Origin of the sequence: uncultured Flavonifractor sp. (genome assembly GCF_944385615.1) — a bacterium.
Classification (GTDB): domain Bacteria; phylum Bacillota; class Clostridia; order Oscillospirales; family Oscillospiraceae; genus Flavonifractor.
On sequence record NZ_CALWXV010000007.1, the window covers coordinates 1 to 14,765 of the forward strand.

The following is a 14,765-nucleotide window of genomic DNA, read 5'->3' on the forward strand; positions in this document are numbered from 1 at the left end:
TCCCGCCGCAAACCCGCATGAATACTGGGTTTCTGCTTGTTTGTCTTTACCCTTCCCGAACAACCGCTGTTCAACGACATGTACGCCAAGGACATCTCCAAGAAGATCAAGAGCGTCAAGCGGGATAAGCAGCGGAAGGGACAGTTCATCGGCGGAAAGCCGGCCTATGGTTACAAGATGCACCCCACGGAGAAAAACAAGATCGTCATTGATGGGGAAGTAGCTCCCATTGTGCGGCGGATTTTTGCCCTGGCCCTGAGCGGTATGAGTTGCCGCCATATCGCGGCACTGCTCAACCAGGAAGGAGTTCCCACACCGGCTACTTATGCCAATCTGCCCATCGCCAGACCCGGCCCATACTCCGGTCTATGGAGTAGCGAGCGGATTTCTGATATGTTGCAGAATGAGACCTATATTGGCAATATGGTGCAGGGGCGCAGCGTGAAGATTAGTTACAAGTCCAAGAAGTGCTTGAAACAGGACCCAGCGAACTGGGTAGTGGTGGAGGGCACCCATGAACCTTTGGTGGATGTGGAGACCTTTCGCAAAGTGCGGATGCTGATCAACAGCCGCAAACATACTCGAAGCCGGACCTACGACTTTCTGCTGAAAGGGCTGATTTTCTGTCACGAGTGTGGTTATCCCTTGGCGGTGCTCAACCGGAAAAACGCTAGGGGAGAGGATGTGTTGTACTTCGTCTGCCGGACCTACCAGCGGTTTACCAAAGCGGGTGTCTGTACCTGTCACTCCATCAAGGAGAAAACGGTGACCGACGCGGTGATTGCTAAGGTGCGTGAGGTGTGCCAGGCGTATCTGAACCCTGATGAACTGTTGCCCGTGGCTCAGGAAGCCGTGGAAAACGCCAGAAAACAGAGCAGCCTGGAGACAGAGCTCCAGGCTGTCCAGGCCAAAATCGACAGCCTCACCGTAAATTTGGATCGGATGTACACCGACCGGCTCAGTGGGTTGTTACCGGAGGAGGATTTTCAGCGAATCTTCAACCGGGTGAAGCTGGATCGTAAACTGCTGGAGGAAAAACGCCAGGAGTTGGAACTGCGCAAAAAAAGCCCCGTCCGCAGTGAGGACAGGGCCAGGGAACTGGTACAGCGATTCATCGAAACAGCAGGGGAGAGCCGGGAACTGCTGGTTAGTCTCATCGAGCGGGTGGAACTGACGGCGGATAAGGAAATCATCATACACTTTCGATTTTCAGATTTAAATGAAACGGTTGAAAGCCATGTGCCACAAGGGTTTGCGCCGTCCAAAACGGCGATTTTTTCAGAGGAAAATCACTTACAATAGTTGGGTCGCTATGTATCCCGCATTGAAAAAAAGGCCCTAAAGAAACTGGAAGCTGCCATGGAACGACCACTCGGAGATCTTGACCATTGAGGGCGATCATGCCCAATAGGTAGATAAAATAGCCGTAATTGGGCGCATTGGAAAAAGTTTTTTGATTTTTGAAAAAATACTTGCGTACTGCTGGAAGTTCTGTTATTATAACAATAACAGTAATAGTTACTGTTAAGGCACTTTACAAGAGAGGTGACCTATGAACGGAAAGCGGTATTCACGCCAGCGGGAGCTGATATATGAAGCACTGATGCATACAGATCAGCATCCCACTGCCGAAATGATATATCAATGGCTGAAGCCAACCAACCCTAATCTGAGTTTGGGAACAGTCTATCGCAACTTGAATTTACTGGTGGATGAGGGCGCCGCGGTACGGATGGCTTTTCCGGTAGAGCGGTATGACGCCAATGTAGAGCCCCATGCGCACTTCCGCTGTCAGGTCTGCGGCGGGGTATTTGATTTGGATCTGCCCTACGATAAAGAGTTGGACCACAAAGCGCTGTTGGCCAGTGGCCATGACATTAAAGCACATGAACTGATTTTTCATGGGACCTGCGCTGACTGCAAACCAAAACATTGAGTTTTTTCCGATGATGTGGTAAGTTTAATTTGCGCGAAAGCGCCAATACTGTAAATAAGAAAGGATGTATGGACATGGAGTTTAAACTGTATCGCTGCGCGCATTGCGGCAATGTGATTTTCAAGGTTGTGGATAAGGGCGTGCCCGTCATGTGCTGCGGCCAGAAGATGGAAGAGATCACCCCCAATACCACCGACGGAGCCATGGAGAAGCATGTTCCCGTAGTGGAGAAGACTGCCCATGGCAGCGGTAATTCCGTCACCGTCAAGGTTGGTGCTGTGGAGCATCCCATGCTTCCTGAACACTATATTTCCCTCATTGCTGTGGTGGACGGCGACACCGTGACCATGAAGTTCCCCAAGCCTGGCGATGCGCCCGAGCTGAAGACCTTCTGCCGGAGTGATAAGGTGGAGGCCTATGAGATCTGCAACCTCCACGGTTTCTGGAAAGGCGAAGGCTGATCGAAATAGAATTTTCAAATAGAAAGGATGAGCGTTATGGAACTGAAAGGCAGTAAGACCGAAGCCAATCTGTGGACCGCTTTTGCCGGTGAGAGCATGGCGCGGAACAAGTATACCTACTTTGCCAGCAAGGCCAAGAAGGAAGGCTACGAGCAGATCGCGGCCATCTTTGAGGAGACCGCCGGCAATGAGAAAGAACACGCCAAGCTGTGGTTCAAGGAGCTGGGCGGCATTGGCGATACCATGGCCAATCTGAAGGCCGCTGCCGCCGGCGAGAACGAAGAGTGGACCCAGATGTACAAGGAGATGGCCGAGACCGCCCGGGAAGAGGGTTTTGAGAAGCTGGCCTTCCTGTTTGAGGGTGTGGGTAAGATCGAGAAGGAGCACGAGGAGCGCTATCTGACCCTTCTGAAGAACCTGGAAGAGGGCGTAGTGTTCAAGCGGGGCGACGAGTATATGTGGAAGTGCCGCAATTGCGGCCACATCCACGTTGGCAAAGAGGCCCCTCAGGTGTGCCCTGTGTGTGCGCATCCCCAGGCCTATTTTGAGATCCGCGCTGTCAACTACTAAGCAGAATAAGCAACAGGCAGCAGAATCCTTGGATTCTGCTGCCTGTTTTTTTACGCCAGCCCGGGGCGAATCCGGGCCATCATATACTCATCTGCATACTTGCCGTCCCGAACGGTGGTCATCCGCTTGAGGCCCTCTTTCTCGAAGCCCAGTTTTTCATAGAGGTGGATAGCACGCTCATTGTCCGCAAAGACAGTCAGTTCCACCCGCTTCAACATCAGCCAGTTGTCAGCCAGGTCCAACAGGGTGGTAAGCAAGGCGGTGCCCACCCCCATATTCTGATAGTCGGCGTGGACCATCAGACCTACACCGCCCACATGGCGCATCCGAGGATTGGATTCCAAATGAAGGCCCGTTGCGCCGATGACAGTGCCATCCTCCAGCACTGCTACAAAATGGTGGTCATTGGGCCCCAGATGGGACACAAAGTCCTCGCTGTCTGCGGTGCGGCAGGAGGGAAGCCCCAGCGTATTCTCAAAAACCCCCGGCATCCGGCGCAGGGCCGCGGTACCGGCTGCGTCCTTGGGCTCCGTGGGGCGGATAATGTAGTTCATAAAAACGCCTCCTACAAGGAATTTGGGACAGTATAGCACAGTAAAATGGAAAAAGCAACCGTCCGGACTTTGCTTCCGGACGGTTGCTTTTGGTTGTATGGGATCAGTAAGCCGCCACAATGCCGCCGTCGTTGGCGTAAACGGTGGAGATACCGCCGGTCTCGCTGATGAGCACTTCGGAGAAACGGCACTGCTTCATGACCAGCTCCTTCAGATAAAAGGCCCGGTCCAGACAGTTGCAGTGGACTATGCACAGCCGCCGTCCGGCGTGTCCCGGATCCTCCGCCATAATGGATGCCATTTTAGACAGGGCCTGCTTGATGGACAGGGCCTGGCCCTTCTTACAGATCTCTCCCTCAGGGGTGGAACCCATCAACAGCTTGATGCGCAGGGTGCTGGTGACCAAAGCCTGGGTGCGGGTCAGCCGCCCGTTTTTCCGCAGATTGTCCAACGTCTCCAGCACGAAGAGGGTATTCATCTCTTCGATATATTGAGAGGCCTTGCTCACCACAGTGGTAAAGTCCAGACCGGCTTCTGCCAGCTCCTGGAGCTTCAGGGCCACCAATACCTCACCAGCGGAGGCGGAGCAGGAGTTGAAGATGTGGATGTTGGCGCCGGGATGCTCCTCCAGCCACAGATTTCTGGCCTGGGCCGCCGCGTTATGAGAGCCGGATAGCAGTGCCGACAGTGTGACCACATAGAGATCGTCGGCGCCGCAGTCAAAAGCCTCCATATATTGAGCAGGGGAGGGGCAGGCCGACTGGGGGGCGGTAGGGCAGCCCCGCATCTTATCCAGCAGGGCCTTCTGGTCAAAGGTGGCGTCGTCCACAATGGTCTCGCTCCCTACCCGAATGGTAAGGGGGACCTTGATGAAACAGTCCTCCCGCAGCTGGGCGGGGGTGAGATCGCAGCAGCTATCGACAATGATCTTAAAACTCATAACAAAAACCCTCGAATATGATTTTGAAGATGATATCACTCATTGCCGCTATTGTAACACCATCCGCGAGAAAAGTAAAGGGAGAACGTGTAAATAATCCGGGAATGGATGGAAAAATACCGCTCTTACCAGGTGAAACGGTCCGGAGCGCCCACCAAAATCCGGGCAGAGCAGGGAGGGATGGGCATCCAGGTCCGTCCGCCGTCGTTGTTGAAGATAGCGTTGTCATTGAGCACATCCTGGAGCACCGGCTCCTGATGGGGGAACTCCACATGGACCTCCTGGGGCTCCAGGTTGAGGACCACATACACCCGCTGGCTGTCGGTGGTCCGGCGGAACACCAACTGCTGATTTTTGATGACTACATTTTCATACTGGCCCTCCCGCAGAGCGGGGAAGGCGGCCCGGATCTTGGCCAGAGCGGCCAGATGGGCACACAGATTCTGATCCAGCGCCTCCATCTCCTTCAGGTCCAGGCAGGGGCGCAGGGGAGCATCGGAGTGCTTGGTGCGCTCTCCCTTCAGGGCCCACTCGCTGCCGTAGTAGAGGGATGGCACGCCGGGCATGGTGTACAGCAGGGTGTACAGGTTGTTCAGGTGGGCCGGGTCGACCAGCTTGCTGGCCAGACGGTCCACATCGTGGTTGTCGGCAAAATTATAGAGGGTGATGTTGCGGTAGATACCGCCGGGGCCACTCTGGCGGTTGAGGGAGTGGGCGATCTCAAAATAGTTCTTGTCGTTGTGGGAGGACCACAGACCCTTCCAGCACTCGTAGTTGGTCACCGAGTCCAGCATTTCCGGGTTGGCCCAGCGGGCGTAATCTCCGTGGATGATCTCGCCCATGAGCCAGAAGTCCGGGTCCTTGCTCTTTACAAAGCCCTTGAGGGTACGGAAAAAGTCGAAATCCACGCAGTCGGCGGCGTCCAGCCGCAGACCGTCGATGTGGAATTTATCCATCCACATGGCCACCGCGTCCAACAGGTGCTGGACCACCTCGGGGTTGCGCAGGTTGAGCTTCACCAGCTCATAGTGGCCCTGCCAGGCGTCATACCAGAAGGGATCGCCCATGGGGGAGGGGCCGCCGAAGTTCAGGTTGTGGAACCAGCCGCAGTAGGGGGAACCCTGGCCCTTTTCCTGCACGTCCCGGAAGGCCCAGAAGCCACGGCCCACATGGTTGAACACCCCGTCCAGCACCACCCGGATGCCGTTGGCGTGGAGCTCGTCACACAGGGCGGCAAAGGAGTCGTTGTCCCCCAGGCGGCAGTCGATCTGGAAGTAATCGGTGGTGTCATAGCCGTGCTTCACCGACTGGAACACCGGGCCCAGGTAGAGGGCGTTGATCCCCAGCTCCTTCAGGTGGGGAATCCAGTCCTTCAGCTTGTCCAGGCGGGGGACAGGTGCGCCGCCGGGGTTGTACTCCGGCGCGCCGCAGAACCCCAGGGGATAGATATGATAGAAAACGGACTCAGTGACCCAATGACTCATGGTTAACGCCTCCAAATTTAAGTTTTAGAACCGTTCTTCGGAATGGGCCTGCTCCTCCTCCAGTTCCCGGAGCAGTTTCTGATCCTCCTTGGAGGACAGGTCCAGCTTTTCGTATAGGTCGGGCCGCCGCTGGCGGGTGCGGAGAATGGACTGCTTTCGCCGCCACTGGGCTACCTTTTTGTGGTCTCCGGAGCGGAGGATGGGGGGCACCTTCCGGCCGTGCCACTCCTCGGGACGGGAGTACTGGGGGTATTCCAGCATACCATTCCAGTGGCTCTCATTTTCAAAACACTCCGGATCAGCCAGCACGCCGGGCACCAGCCGGGCCACCGCATCGGCCACCACCATGGCGGCCAGCTCTCCGCCGGTGAGCACGAAATCCCCGATGGAGATCTCCTCATCTACGCACTCCTCGATGAACCGCTCGTCAATGCCTTCATAGTGGCCGCACACCAGGATCAGGTGGTCGTAGTCCTCCTTCAGCCGGCGGGCGTGAGCCTCAGTAAAAGTGGCTCCGGCGGGGGAGAGGTAGATGGTGTGGCCGGGGCCATAGGTGTCCACGATGTGTTTCCAGCACTGGTAGAGGGGATCGGCCTGCATCACCGCCCCCCGTCCTCCGCCGTAGGGGTAGTCGTCCACCTGCTTTTGCTTGTTCAGGGTGTAGTCCCGGATCTGATGGGCCTCAATGCGAATGATGTCTCGCTCCTGGGCCCGGCCCAGGATGGATTCGTTCATCATATCGCCCACCGTCAGATCGAAGAGGGTCATGATATCAATGCTATACATCGGTGCGCATCCCCTCAATGAGGCGGACCTTCAGATAGCCGCCCTCCACATTGGTCTCCGCCAGGAACTCATCCACGGCGGGGATCATATACTCATGCTCCCCCTTCACCACATAGACCTCGTGGGCGGGCGGGGTAAGCACATCGGCCACCACACCCAGCTTCTCGCCGGTGTCGGCGTCGATGACCTCCAGACCCATCAAATCGGCGATAAAGTGCCGCCCGTCTGGCAGTTCCACCCCGGTGCGGTCGATGAACACCGTCTTGCCTTTCAGGGCCATGGCGGCGTTGACATCATTGACCCCTTCCAGGAAGGCCAGCACATTGCCTTTGTGGATGCGGGTAGAGCGAATCTGGATGGGCTTTTCATCCACATATAGTACGTCAAACTGGCAGAGAAATTCCGGTGAGTCGCACCAGGGAACGATCTTGACCTCACCCTGGATACCGTGGGTGTTGACGATCTGCCCGGCCTCGAGAAATTGGTTTTTCATTTGGATGGACCTCCTGCGGGAAGGGGCCGCCAGATATGGCAGCCGATTTTCTTTAGAGACTGTCAAAAAACCCTCCAGGGCTGATGGGCTCGGAGGGAAAGATAGTGCGAAAGACTGCCCCGCAGGGCGATTCGGAGCGCAACCGCCGCCTATGCGGCGGCACTTGGCGCGGAGATAAACCGTCAGGGTTGTCTTTCGCGTCCAATCAAACACTTTTTGAACCTTTTTCAAGGTTCAAAAAGTGCCCTCAGCTTGTCGGGAAAATCTTTTCCGACAAGCTGAAAAGCGGCGGGGGTCAGCCCCGCCGCTTTTTAGTCGACGATTTCGACGGAAACCTTGGTGCCCTGGCGCTGGGCAACGGAGCGCATCAGGGTGCGGATCTCCTTGGCAATGCGACCCTGGCGGCCGATCACCTTGCCCATATCCTCGGGGGCAACCCGAAGTTCCAGGACGGTCTCGCTCTCCCCCGCGTGCTCGGTGACCTCCACCGCGTCGGGGTGGTCTACCAGGCTACGGGCGATATAGGTGAGCAATTCCTTCATGCCAGCCGTGCCCTCCTATCAGATGGCGCCAGCTTTTTTCAGCAGAGCCTTCACGGTCTCAGTGGGCTGAGCGCCGGTCTTGATCCAGGCCTGGGCGCGCTCGGCGTCCACCTTGATCTCGGCGGGCTGGGTCAGAGGATTGTAAGTGCCGATCTCCTCGATGAAACGGCCATCACGGGGATAGCGGGAGTCAGCCACCACGATGCGGTAGAAGGGGGCCTTCTTGGCGCCCATACGACGCAGTCTGATCTTAACCATTGTATCTTCACCTCCATGTAATCGGAAACATATCTATGGAAACGCGGCTTGGCGCGTTTACCAACTGATCCAGTAGGGCGGGGCTTGCCCCCGCCGGGTCAGAAGGGCAGGCCGGGCATCTTGCCGAACTTGCCCAGTTTCCCCAGCTTGCTCATGCGTTTCATCTGCTTGCCGGAGAACTGCTTGCTCATCTGCTGCATCATGTCAAACTGCTTGAGCAGACGGTTGATGTCCACCACCTGAGTGCCGGAGCCGGCGGCGATACGCTTTTTCCGGCTGTTGTTCAGCAGGGAGGGGTCCTCCCGCTCGGCGGGGGTCATGGACAGGATGATGGCCTCGGTGCGGGCCAGCGCCCCCTCGTCGATGGCGGCGCCTTCCAGGGCCTTTCCGCTGACGCCGGGGAGCATCCCGGCGATGTCGGCCAGAGAGCCCATACCCTTCAGCTGCACCAGCTGGTCGTAGAAGTCGGACAGGGTAAACTTGTTTTTACGCAGCTTCTGCTCCAGCTCGGCGGCCTTCTTGGCGTCAAAGGTCTGCTGGGCCTTCTCAATAAGGGTGAGCACATCGCCCATGCCCAGAATACGGGAGGCCATCCGGTCGGGATAGAAGATATCCACCTGGTCCAGCTTCTCACCTTGGCCCACAAATTTGATGGGCTTACCGGTGACTGCCTTGATGGAGAGGGCCGCGCCGCCTCGGGCGTCGCCGTCCAGCTTGGTGAGCATGACGCCGGTGATGTCCAGAGCTTCGTCAAAGGCCTTGGCAGCATTGACCGCGTCCTGGCCGATCATGGCGTCCACAATAAGCAGGATCTCAGTGGGATCAATGGCCGCCTTCATCTGTTTGAGCTGTTCCATCAGCTCCTCGTCTACGTGGAGACGGCCGGCGGTGTCAATGAATACGATGTCGTTGCCGTGCTTTTTGGCGTGCTCAATGCCCGCCTTGGCGATGTCGATGGGGTCGATCTGGCCCATCTGGAACACCGGCACGTCCACCTGGGAGCCCACAACCTCCAGCTGGGTGATGGCGGCGGGGCGGAAGGTATCGCAGGCCACCAGAAGGGGCCGCTTGCCCTGCTTTTTCAAAAAGCCCGCCAGCTTGGCGCCGTTGGTGGTCTTGCCTGCGCCGTTGAGGCCGCACAGCATCACCACTGTGGGGGGCTTGGGGGAGATGGTCAGCTTGGTGCTCTCGCCGCCCATGAGCGCAGTGAGCTCTTCGTTAACGATCTTGACGATCATCTGAGCGGGGGTCAGGCTCTCCAGTACGTCGGAGCCCACAGCCCGCTCGGTGACGGAGGCCACAAACTGCTTGACCACCTTGAAGTTTACGTCGGCCTCCAACAGGGCCATCCGGATCTCCTTCATGGCCTCCTTCACGTCGGCCTCGGTGAGACGGCCCTTGCCCCGCAGCCGCTTAAAGGCGGCGGAGAGCTTTTCGGTCAGTCCTTCAAATGCCATGGGTCACTCCTGTTTCAGCTGATCCAGGATGCCGCGGATGCGGCCGCACTGGATCTCTACCTCGTCGTCCTGCCAGCGCTGGTCGTTGCGCTGGGAGATGGCCTTTACAGCGGTCTCAATCTCCAGAAACTGCTGCTGCATCTTGTGGAAACGGCGAATGATGCCGGTCTTGTCCTCCAGTTCGGTGAGGATGGCCTCGGCCCGGACGATCACGTCCCGGACTCCCTGGCGGGTAATGCCGTAGTTCTCGGCGATTTCGGCCAGAGACAGGTCCTCATTGTAATAGAGGTCGTAGAATTCCTTCTGACGGTCGGTGAGCATATCTCCATAAAAATCATAGAGCAGAGCCATGCGGTACGCCTGGTTCTTCATGGTACACCCTCCTTCAGTAAGTCGTTCTGTAAAGGAAGTAAAGTTTCAAAGCTTTACAACAGAGGTGATAATACACGATTTTCCACCGTTTGTCAAGGGGGTTCTGAGCATTATTTTTCTTTTTCTTCAGCGGCGTACCACAGGGGATAGCCCAGCAGCACTGCTCCCCCCAACAGGTTACCCAAAGTGACCCACAGCAGGTTCCAGCCCATGGCGCCCCAGTCGGCGGTGTGGGTGTACAGGAAGTAGAGGGCGAAGTAGGCCATATTGGCGATGGAGTGCTCCAGACCGGTAAGGACAAAGGTGGTGATGGCAAGGGCAATGACCAGGGCCTTGCCGGTCTCACTCTGAAGCTTAAAACCGGCGAACACCCCCACGCACACCAGGAAGTTACACAGCACTCCCCGCAGCAGCAATACGTACCAGGGCAGAGACAATTTGCCGGGTACGGTGACGGCCAGATAGGCCCCCAGCAGGTCGGCGCTGGCCCCTGAGCCCACCAGCACCAGACAGAGCACCACGATGCCCACCAGATTGCCCAGATAGGACAGTACCCAGATCTTCAGTGCGCCGGGGAGAGATACCTTACCTTCATATAAGGAGATCCCCATCACCAGATTGCAGCCGGTGAAGAGCTCGCCCCCCAGCAGAACAATGAGTGTTAAGGCGGCGGAAAAGGAGAGAGCCCCCAGCACCTTAGCTACAGGCAGGGCATCACTATAAAACCAGGCGGCGCACAGGGATGAGAGTAGCGCTCCCACAAAAATAAAGGCCCCGGCCAGAGCGGCCCGGGTCAGATAGCGCAGAGGGGCAGTATTGGCCAAGGTGAGCTTTCCAACACCGGCCTGGGCGATCTGTTCCACAACGGTACGATTCATTGGTTCCATTCCTCCATACTTGCAGTGTAGGGCCGGACGGCAAATGCCATACCGGCGGGTCAGTTTTTGTTCTGCACAGTCGTATTTTACCGGAGATGGGGCTGACGCACAAGAGGGGAGCGTGTATTTTGTATATTTCAACTGTGCCGGTAAAGACTAGGAGTACATCAGATGAGGAGGTTATAGCTGTGAAAACCCGTATCCTGATCGCTGCGGCGCTGGCGGCCGCCCTGCTCACCGCCGCCCTGCCCGCCTCGGCGCTCTTTTCAAACCAGCAGGAGACCCGCCCCGCCGTGCTGGATGTGGTCAAAAACGGTATGGCGGCCCAGACCATCGCCTTTCAGCCGGAAGACTTTGTGGTGGAGGGAGAGGGGGCCCTGGACGCCATCGTCATCACCGGCCTGCCTGACGCCGGGACTGGTATGCTGACCATAGGAGGTCAGATGGTGGGGGAGGGAGATGTGATCGCCATGACCGCCGTGGATGGCCTGCGCTTTACCCCCGCCGTTGCCTCAGAGGCGGATCAGGTCACCTTCCGTTTCCAGCCTCTGTTTATGGACGGAGAGGCCGGGGAGGAAGCAGGGGTGGAGCTCCACCTGCTGAGTGAGGCCAACGGTGCGCCGGTAGCGGAAAACCTGACCCTGTCCACCTATCAAAATGTGGCGGTTGCCGACCGCTTTACTGCCGTGGACCCGGAGGGAGATCTGCTCACCTACCGGCTGGTGAAAAAGCCCGCTCGGGGGGCGGTGACCATCGGGGAGGACGGTCAGTTTGTCTATACTCCCTATGAGAACAAGACCGGAAAGGACTCTTTCACCTATATTGCCATGGACGCGGTGGGCAATGCCTCCGACCCGGCCACCGTCAAGGTAAAGATTGAAAAGCCGGACACCAAGGTGACCTATTCTGACCTGGACGGCAACCCGGCCCACAAGGCGGCCATCCGTCTGGCGGAAGAAGGGGTCTTTGTAGGGGAGTGTATGGGGGGCGAGTACTTCTTCCAGCCAGACGCTCCAGTGACCCGCGGTGAGTTTGTGGCTATGGCTATGAACGCTGCCGGGGTGGACTCTCTGGAGGGAGTGTCCCGCACCGGCTTTGCCGACGATGAGAGCATCCCTACCTGGGCCAAGCCCTATGTGTCCTCCGCCCTGAAGTGCGGGCTGGTCCAGGGCACCACCGACGAGGAAGGCCGGGTGGTGTTCCGGGCTGACGACGCCATCACCACCGCCGAGGCGGCTGTGCTGCTGGACCGGGTACTGGCGGTCACCGACGTGGACGCCCAGACCTTTGCCGCTGATGCCCCCGCCTGGGCGGCTCAATCGGCGGCCAACCTGTCCACCTGCGGGGTACTGCCTGCGGAGGCCAGTCTCAGTGAGACCCTGACCCGTGGGGAGGCGGCGGAGCTGCTGTGCAGCGCGCTGGACCTGCTGGACAGCCGGGATACCGGATGGTTTTAAAAGATGGCACAAGAAAACGGCCGCTGGTGGCGGCCGTTTTCCGTTTATGCACGGGAACATGATTGGTACCAGATGAAAAAGAGAACCAGACCGGTGAGGCAGATACCGCCGCCGAACCAGAAGGCGTGAGCCAGATTGACCTCCGCCAGAGCGCCGAAAGCCAGGTTGGTACCCACCCCCACCGTGTCCATGATCATGGCGTGGACACTCAAAGCGGTTGCACGGTGCTCGGTAGTGACCTGCCGGTTTTGCAGCTCCGTCTGAAAGGGCTGAAACAGACTGCCGCACAGCCGCAGGGTCAGAATGGCACAGATGGAAGGGAGGGCGGTGTCCGTCAGAGCCAATACCGCGCAGGCCAGTGCTCCGCCGCCAAAGAGCAGGAACGCAGCCCCGGCGGTCCCGGTTTTTCCAGTAAAGTTAGCGGACCAGATCCCGGCCATACCCAGCACGGTGGCGGCGATATAGAGTACGCCGATGGCCCATTCTGGCAGGCCGCAGCGGGCGTATTGCAGCTGATTCAAAAAGGTGGTGATGGTCTGGTGGGCCTCGATCAGCAGGGCTCCGGAGAGGAGCAAAAGCAGCAGCTGCCGGTTGGCCAGGGTCTGGCGCAGAAGAGCCAGGGTCAGTTTCAGGGAAAAACGAGCGGGGCCTTTGACCTCGGTAAGCCCCAGAGAACACAGGGCGGCGGCGCCGTAGCTGAGGGCGGTAAGGCCGCCAGCCAGGGGGTAGTTGTCCCCAATCACCAGGGAGAAGGTAAGGGCGGCCAGCAGCAGACCGGCAGTCTGGAGGCTGTTGTACAGCCCAAAAATCCGTTGGCTGTCCTGTCCGCCGCAGGAGAGATAGAGAATACTGGTATCCACGCCGGACAGGCCGGCAATCACTACGCTCAGCATGATCCAGTCCAGCAGAAAGCCGCCAAAGCCGGTAGCCTGCCAAAATACCAGCTTGGAGAGAAAATAGAGAAAGCAGCAGGTTACCATGGTACGCTTGTAGCCTAACCGGTCGGCCAGGATGCCCCAGGGCACCTCCAGCAGGATACACAGGGCCAGAGAGATGCTCTCGATCAGGGTGATTTGGACGATGGATACCCCTCGGGCCTGGCGATACAGGGTGGCGATAGGGCCATAAAAAACCATACCCTGCAACAGGGCAATGGCATACATACACCATAAATTACGCTTCATAGAATCACAAAGTCCAATCCTTTCTGATTTTTCTGCACAACAATCAGGCGCTAAGGTTTGGCGCCTGAAAATGGGATGTACAGTTATCAGATGGGATTGGACAGACAGAACATGGGAAGCGTCACTCCTGACAGAACAAAAACAGATTTTGGATGGATTCAATGTAACAGAACGAGAGGTAATTGTCAAGAAAGTGGATGGAGCAGATCGGAACCGGGAAGATTTCGCAGACAGATGGCGGAAAGGGAGTTGAGTATAGGGGTAAAGCGTGCTATAATATACCATTAGCGCGTAGTATATTGTATCAAACTGGCAACTGAGGTGTGTTATGAAGATCGTAGTTTTGGCCGGGGGCCTCTCCCCGGAGCGGAATGTGTCCCTTTCCACCGGCACTATGGTGACCGAAGCCCTGCGTGCCTTGGGTCATCGGGCGGGACTCATTGACATGTTTTTCGGTCTGGAGCAGGGCCGGGCGGACGAGTCTTTTTTTGACGCGCCGGTGCCCGATTCTTTTAAAAAGATCAGCCGTCAGGCTCCCGACCTGGAGGAGGTCCGCCGCAGCCGTCCCGGAGACAGCGGAAACATGTTTGGTCCCGGTGTGCTGGAGCTATGCCAGATGGCCGATGTGGTGTTTCTTGCCCTCCACGGCACCTGCGGCGAGGACGGTAAGGTACAGGCCGCCTTTGACCTGATGGGCATCCCCTACACCGGGGCGGGCTATCTGTCCAGCGCCATCGCCATGGATAAGGACCTGACCAAGCGGATGGTGGCCGACGTGGTGAACACACCCGGCTGGAAGACGGTGGAGTATACGGCGGAGGATATTGACGGCCTGGTCAAAAACGCCCGGCTGCCCCTGGTGGTAAAGCCGGTGGCCAGCGGCTCCTCCATCGGCGTATCCATCGCCCACACCGCCGACGAGCTGCGCAAGGCCCTCACCGACGGGCTGAACCTGGGCGGCCGCACAGTGCTGGAGGAGTACATCAAGGGCCGGGAGATCCAGGTGGGTATTTTGGAGGGGAAAGCCCTGCCCTCCATCGAGATCATCCCCAAAGAGGGCTTTTACGACTACGCAAACAAGTACCAGCCCGGCGCGGCCCTGGAGGTATGTCCCTCTGAGATCCCGGCGGAGTGGGAGGAAAAGCTGCGCTCCTCTGCCCTGCGGGTGTATGAGACTTTGGGTCTGAGCGTCTACTCCCGGGCGGACTTTATCGTCACCGCCGACGGGGAACCCTGGTTTTTGGAGATCAACACCCTGCCCGGCATGACCCCCACCAGCCTGCTGCCCCAGGAGTCGGCGGCTGTTGGGATCAATTACAACGAACTGTGCCACCGCATTGTCAACGCCTCCCTGGAGGCCAGAAAACAGGGCCGGTAAGGGACACCCGCCGCC

Annotated in this window: 17 protein-coding genes; 6 read left to right on the plus strand and 11 right to left on the minus strand. The window is 57.8% G+C overall.

Annotation, left to right across the window (positions count from 1 at the left end; all coding sequences use genetic code 11):
• Nucleotides 1–78 precede the first annotated feature (78 nt).
• The 4 genes from Q0J75_RS03430 to rbr all read left to right on the plus strand — a co-directional run bounded on the left by Q0J75_RS03430 (nt 79) and on the right by rbr (nt 2,967).
• Nucleotides 79–1,302 carry a recombinase family protein gene (locus tag Q0J75_RS03430; RefSeq protein ID WP_297196806.1) on the plus strand — a complete coding sequence of 408 codons (1,224 nt, stop codon included), beginning with the start codon at nt 79–81 and terminating at the stop codon, nt 1,300–1,302.
• Between the two features lie 250 nt (nt 1,303–1,552).
• On the plus strand, nt 1,553–1,936 hold the full coding sequence (locus tag Q0J75_RS03435; protein WP_297196807.1) for a Fur family transcriptional regulator: 384 nt from the start codon (nt 1,553–1,555) through the stop codon (nt 1,934–1,936).
• Between the two features lie 74 nt (nt 1,937–2,010).
• The gene (locus Q0J75_RS03440; protein WP_297196808.1) at nt 2,011–2,397 is read left to right on the plus strand and encodes a desulfoferrodoxin family protein; all 387 of its coding nucleotides are present in this window, start codon (nt 2,011–2,013) and stop codon (nt 2,395–2,397) included.
• Nucleotides 2,398–2,433: 36 nt separating this feature from the next.
• Nucleotides 2,434–2,967, plus strand: coding sequence for a rubrerythrin (gene rbr, locus Q0J75_RS03445; RefSeq protein WP_297196809.1), 534 nt, complete (start codon nt 2,434–2,436; stop codon nt 2,965–2,967).
• Between the two features lie 50 nt (nt 2,968–3,017).
• On the opposite strand, the gene Q0J75_RS03450 is transcribed toward rbr, so the two are convergent.
• The 10 genes from Q0J75_RS03450 to Q0J75_RS03495 all read right to left on the minus strand — a co-directional run bounded on the left by Q0J75_RS03450 (nt 3,018) and on the right by Q0J75_RS03495 (nt 10,731).
• On the minus strand, nt 3,018–3,521 hold the full coding sequence (locus tag Q0J75_RS03450; RefSeq protein ID WP_297196810.1) for a GNAT family N-acetyltransferase: 504 nt from the start codon (nt 3,519–3,521) through the stop codon (nt 3,018–3,020).
• A gap of 103 nt (nt 3,522–3,624) precedes the next feature.
• A complete protein-coding gene (locus tag Q0J75_RS03455) occupies nt 3,625–4,461 on the minus strand; it encodes a DegV family protein (protein ID WP_297196812.1) in 837 nt (278 codons plus the stop codon).
• A gap of 125 nt (nt 4,462–4,586) precedes the next feature.
• The gene (locus Q0J75_RS03460; protein ID WP_297196813.1) at nt 4,587–5,945 is read right to left on the minus strand and encodes an alpha-amylase family glycosyl hydrolase; all 1,359 of its coding nucleotides are present in this window, start codon (nt 5,943–5,945) and stop codon (nt 4,587–4,589) included.
• A gap of 24 nt (nt 5,946–5,969) precedes the next feature.
• Entirely contained in the window at nt 5,970–6,731 is a 762-nt protein-coding gene (gene trmD, locus Q0J75_RS03465; RefSeq protein WP_297196815.1) for a tRNA (guanosine(37)-N1)-methyltransferase TrmD, read from the minus strand.
• A complete protein-coding gene (rimM, locus tag Q0J75_RS03470) occupies nt 6,724–7,224 on the minus strand; it encodes a ribosome maturation factor RimM (protein WP_297196817.1) in 501 nt (166 codons plus the stop codon). Before rimM ends, trmD begins: the two co-directional genes overlap by 8 nt.
• 311 nt (nt 7,225–7,535) lie before the next feature.
• The gene (locus tag Q0J75_RS03475; RefSeq protein WP_297196819.1) at nt 7,536–7,766 is read right to left on the minus strand and encodes a KH domain-containing protein; all 231 of its coding nucleotides are present in this window, start codon (nt 7,764–7,766) and stop codon (nt 7,536–7,538) included.
• Between the two features lie 18 nt (nt 7,767–7,784).
• Complete coding sequence (gene rpsP / locus Q0J75_RS03480; protein WP_007489428.1) at nt 7,785–8,024, minus strand: 30S ribosomal protein S16; 240 nt, start codon at nt 8,022–8,024, stop codon at nt 7,785–7,787.
• A gap of 98 nt (nt 8,025–8,122) precedes the next feature.
• The gene (gene ffh, locus Q0J75_RS03485) at nt 8,123–9,481 is read right to left on the minus strand and encodes a signal recognition particle protein (RefSeq protein ID WP_297196822.1); all 1,359 of its coding nucleotides are present in this window, start codon (nt 9,479–9,481) and stop codon (nt 8,123–8,125) included.
• A 3-nt stretch (nt 9,482–9,484) separates the two neighbouring features.
• A complete protein-coding gene (ylxM, locus tag Q0J75_RS03490) occupies nt 9,485–9,853 on the minus strand; it encodes a YlxM family DNA-binding protein (RefSeq protein ID WP_297196824.1) in 369 nt (122 codons plus the stop codon).
• 110 nt (nt 9,854–9,963) lie between these two features.
• On the minus strand, nt 9,964–10,731 hold the full coding sequence (locus tag Q0J75_RS03495) for a formate/nitrite transporter family protein (protein ID WP_297196825.1): 768 nt from the start codon (nt 10,729–10,731) through the stop codon (nt 9,964–9,966).
• Nucleotides 10,732–10,919: 188 nt separating this feature from the next.
• Between Q0J75_RS03495 and Q0J75_RS03500 the strand changes: the two genes are divergently transcribed.
• Entirely contained in the window at nt 10,920–12,188 is a 1,269-nt protein-coding gene (locus Q0J75_RS03500) for an Ig-like domain-containing protein (protein WP_297196828.1), read from the plus strand.
• Nucleotides 12,189–12,232: 44 nt separating this feature from the next.
• On the opposite strand, the gene Q0J75_RS03505 is transcribed toward Q0J75_RS03500, so the two are convergent.
• On the minus strand, nt 12,233–13,372 hold the full coding sequence (locus tag Q0J75_RS03505; protein ID WP_297196830.1) for an MFS transporter: 1,140 nt from the start codon (nt 13,370–13,372) through the stop codon (nt 12,233–12,235).
• 328 nt (nt 13,373–13,700) lie between these two features.
• Here Q0J75_RS03505 and Q0J75_RS03510 point away from each other — a divergent pair, with 328 nt between their 5' ends.
• Nucleotides 13,701–14,750 carry a D-alanine--D-alanine ligase family protein gene (locus Q0J75_RS03510; protein ID WP_297196832.1) on the plus strand — a complete coding sequence of 350 codons (1,050 nt, stop codon included), beginning with the start codon at nt 13,701–13,703 and terminating at the stop codon, nt 14,748–14,750.
• Nucleotides 14,751–14,765: the final 15 nt, after the last annotated feature.

Excerpts from the sequence above, each read along its gene's own strand:
- Q0J75_RS03430 (WP_297196806.1), top strand. The coding sequence starts at position 79 with ATGTACGCCAAGGACATCTCCAAGAAGATCAAGAGCGTCAAGCGGGAT.
- Q0J75_RS03435 (WP_297196807.1), top strand. The coding sequence starts at position 1,553 with ATGAACGGAAAGCGGTATTCACGCCAGCGGGAGCTGATATATGAAGCA.
- Q0J75_RS03440 (WP_297196808.1), top strand. The coding sequence starts at position 2,011 with ATGGAGTTTAAACTGTATCGCTGCGCGCATTGCGGCAATGTGATTTTC.
- rbr (WP_297196809.1), top strand. The coding sequence starts at position 2,434 with ATGGAACTGAAAGGCAGTAAGACCGAAGCCAATCTGTGGACCGCTTTT.
- Q0J75_RS03450 (WP_297196810.1), bottom strand. The coding sequence starts at position 3,521 with ATGAACTACATTATCCGCCCCACGGAGCCCAAGGACGCAGCCGGTACC.
- Q0J75_RS03455 (WP_297196812.1), bottom strand. The coding sequence starts at position 4,461 with ATGAGTTTTAAGATCATTGTCGATAGCTGCTGCGATCTCACCCCCGCC.
- Q0J75_RS03460 (WP_297196813.1), bottom strand. The coding sequence starts at position 5,945 with ATGAGTCATTGGGTCACTGAGTCCGTTTTCTATCATATCTATCCCCTG.
- trmD (WP_297196815.1), bottom strand. The coding sequence starts at position 6,731 with ATGTATAGCATTGATATCATGACCCTCTTCGATCTGACGGTGGGCGAT.
- rimM (WP_297196817.1), bottom strand. The coding sequence starts at position 7,224 with ATGAAAAACCAATTTCTCGAGGCCGGGCAGATCGTCAACACCCACGGT.
- Q0J75_RS03475 (WP_297196819.1), bottom strand. The coding sequence starts at position 7,766 with ATGAAGGAATTGCTCACCTATATCGCCCGTAGCCTGGTAGACCACCCC.
- rpsP (WP_007489428.1), bottom strand. The coding sequence starts at position 8,024 with ATGGTTAAGATCAGACTGCGTCGTATGGGCGCCAAGAAGGCCCCCTTC.
- ffh (WP_297196822.1), bottom strand. The coding sequence starts at position 9,481 with ATGGCATTTGAAGGACTGACCGAAAAGCTCTCCGCCGCCTTTAAGCGG.
- ylxM (WP_297196824.1), bottom strand. The coding sequence starts at position 9,853 with ATGAAGAACCAGGCGTACCGCATGGCTCTGCTCTATGATTTTTATGGA.
- Q0J75_RS03495 (WP_297196825.1), bottom strand. The coding sequence starts at position 10,731 with ATGAATCGTACCGTTGTGGAACAGATCGCCCAGGCCGGTGTTGGAAAG.
- Q0J75_RS03505 (WP_297196830.1), bottom strand. The coding sequence starts at position 13,372 with ATGAAGCGTAATTTATGGTGTATGTATGCCATTGCCCTGTTGCAGGGT.
- Q0J75_RS03510 (WP_297196832.1), top strand. The coding sequence starts at position 13,701 with ATGAAGATCGTAGTTTTGGCCGGGGGCCTCTCCCCGGAGCGGAATGTG.